This window comes from Herbaspirillum sp. UBA812, from assembly GCF_002296545.1.
In the GTDB taxonomy this organism is placed as follows: Bacteria; Pseudomonadota; Gammaproteobacteria; order Burkholderiales; family Burkholderiaceae_D; genus Herbaspirillum; species Herbaspirillum huttiense.
On sequence record NZ_DBIC01000146.1, the window covers coordinates 10,000 to 12,301 of the forward strand.

The 2,302-nt window shown below is 61.7% G+C and carries 3 protein-coding genes; all 3 read right to left on the reverse strand.

Annotated elements, in window-relative coordinates; translation table 11 throughout:
- Nucleotides 1-147 (reverse strand): tetratricopeptide repeat protein (locus B3873_RS09240; protein WP_286865465.1); only part of this gene is annotated, 147 nt, incomplete at its 3' end.
- A 45-nt stretch (nucleotides 148-192) separates the two neighbouring features.
- Complete coding sequence (gene hisS, locus B3873_RS09245) at nucleotides 193-1,548, reverse strand: histidine--tRNA ligase (protein ID WP_039785359.1); 1,356 nt, start codon at nucleotides 1,546-1,548, stop codon at nucleotides 193-195.
- A 130-nt stretch (nucleotides 1,549-1,678) separates the two neighbouring features.
- The coding region (locus tag B3873_RS09250; protein WP_286865463.1) for a flavodoxin-dependent (E)-4-hydroxy-3-methylbut-2-enyl-diphosphate synthase at nucleotides 1,679-2,302 on the reverse strand (624 nt) is incomplete at its 5' end.

A 2,302-nucleotide genomic window follows, 5' to 3' on the forward strand; every position in this document is an offset into this window, starting at 1 on the left:
CTGGCGGCCCTGCCAGGTATTCCAGCCGGTCCAGCCGGCGTAGGCGGCCAGCGCGATGATCAGCGCCCAGGTCACCAGGTTGCCGTATTTCGCCCACCAGGCCTTGATGGAATCAAGCTGTTCTTGTTCTTCGAGATCGTATGCCATGTAACTCTGCGTTTAGATAAGTTGACGGTCGAGGTGGACGGGTCTTCAGGGGTGATAGTGCACGTGGTCGTGATCATGGTCGTGATCGCCGACGATCTGTTCCACGATGTAGTCGACCACGCCGTCGAAGGCCATGTTGCTCTGGTTGGCACGCCCTTCCTCGGCATTGCCTTCGCGCATGTGCTTGACGGTGGCAGTCCCGGCCTTGAGCTCGTCTTCACCGATGATCACGGCAAAGGCAGCACCGCTGGCGTCGGCGCGCTTCATCTGCGCCTTGAACGAACCACCACCATTGGACGATGCGCAATGTAGCACAACATCGAGCCCGGCAGTCCGCAAACGTTCAGCCAGAACGAAAGATTGCAACTGTGCTTCTTCGCCTTGATGGACCAGATAGACGTCGCACTGGTTCGGTGCATACTGCTCGCCATTGGCCTTCATCAGCTCCAGCAGGCGTTCCACGCCCATGGCGAAGCCACAGGCCGGGGTCGGCTTGCCGCCGAACATTTCGATCAGCGGATCGTAGCGGCCACCGCCGCAGACCGTGCCCTGCGAGCCCAGCTGGTCGGTGACCCACTCGAACACGGTACGGTTGTAGTAGTCCATGCCACGCACCAGGCGCGGGTTGATGGTGAAGGGAATGTTGTTGTGGCGCAGGATCTTCTGCACGCCCTCGAAGTGCGCGCGCGATTCTTCACCCAGGTAATCCAGCAGCTTGGGGGCGGCGTTCACCATCTCCTGCATGGCAGGATTCTTCGTATCCAGGATGCGCAGCGGGTTGGCGTGCAAGCGGCGCTGGGCGTCGGTGTCCAGCAGGTCCTTGTGCTGTTCGAAGTAGGCGATCAGGTCGGCACGGTGCTTGTTGCGCTCTTCGGCGTTGCCGATGGAGTTCAGTTCCAGGCGGATGTCGGACAGGCCCAGGTCATCCCACAGGCGCTGGCACATCATGATCAGTTCGGCATCGATGTCCGGGCCGCTGAAGCCCACGGCTTCGGCACCGACCTGGTGGAACTGGCGATAGCGGCCGCGCTGCGGACGCTCATGGCGGAACATGGGGCCGACATACCACAGGCGCTTGGGGCCATCATAGGTCAGGTTGTGCTCCAGGGCGGCGCGCACCACGCCGGCGGTGTTTTCCGGACGCAGGGTCAGGTTGTCGCCGTTCATGGAATCGGTGAAGGAATACATTTCCTTCTCGACGATGTCGGTCACCTCCCCCAGGCCGCGCGCGAACAGCGCGGTCGGCTCGACGATGGGGGTGCGGATCTGCTGGAAACCGTAGCTCTTGAGCACCGATTGCACCGTGTTCTCGAACAGCTCCCACAACGGGGCATCCGCCGGCAGGATGTCATTCATGCCTTTGACGCCAACGATTTTTTCGACTTTCTTTTGTTCTGACATACCGAAACCCGGAGTTTTTGCTTTTTACTTCATTTCTGGAAACTGGAATCTGACGCATCTTTCGTGCGACGCACCAGCGCAAGTGTACTGCATGGCCCGCAACGCCCTATGGTGGCGGGCTCCACGGTGGTCAGGAATGGCTGCCCTGACCGTAATGCGATTCGACATACTCCAGCACCACCTTCTGGAATTCCTCGGCGATGCGTTCGCCGCGCAGGGTCATCTTCTTTTCGCCATCGATGAACACCGGTGCCGCCGGCGACTCGCCGGTGCCCGGCAGGCTGATGCCGATGTTGGCGTGCTTGGATTCACCGGGGCCATTGACGATGCAGCCCATGACGGCCACGTTCATGGCTTCCACGCCGGGATACTTGCCCTTCCAGACCGGCATCTGCTCGCGCAGGAAGGTCTGGATCTTGTCGGCCAGGTCCTGGAACACGGTCGAGGTGGTGCGGCCGCAACCCGGGCAGGCGATCACCATCGGGGTGAACTTGCGCAGGCCCATGGTCTGCAGGATTTCCTGGCCGACCACCACTTCCTTGGTACGGTCGCCGCCCGGCTCGGGAGTCAGCGAGATGCGGATGGTGTCGCCGATGCCTTCCTGCAGCAACACCGACAGCGCCGCCGTGGAGGCCACGATGCCCTTGCTGCCCATGCCGGCCTCGGTCAGGCCCAGGTGCAGGGGGTAGTCGCAGCGGCGCGCCAGCTCACGATAAACCGCGATCAGATCCTGCACGCCGGAAACTTTGCAGGA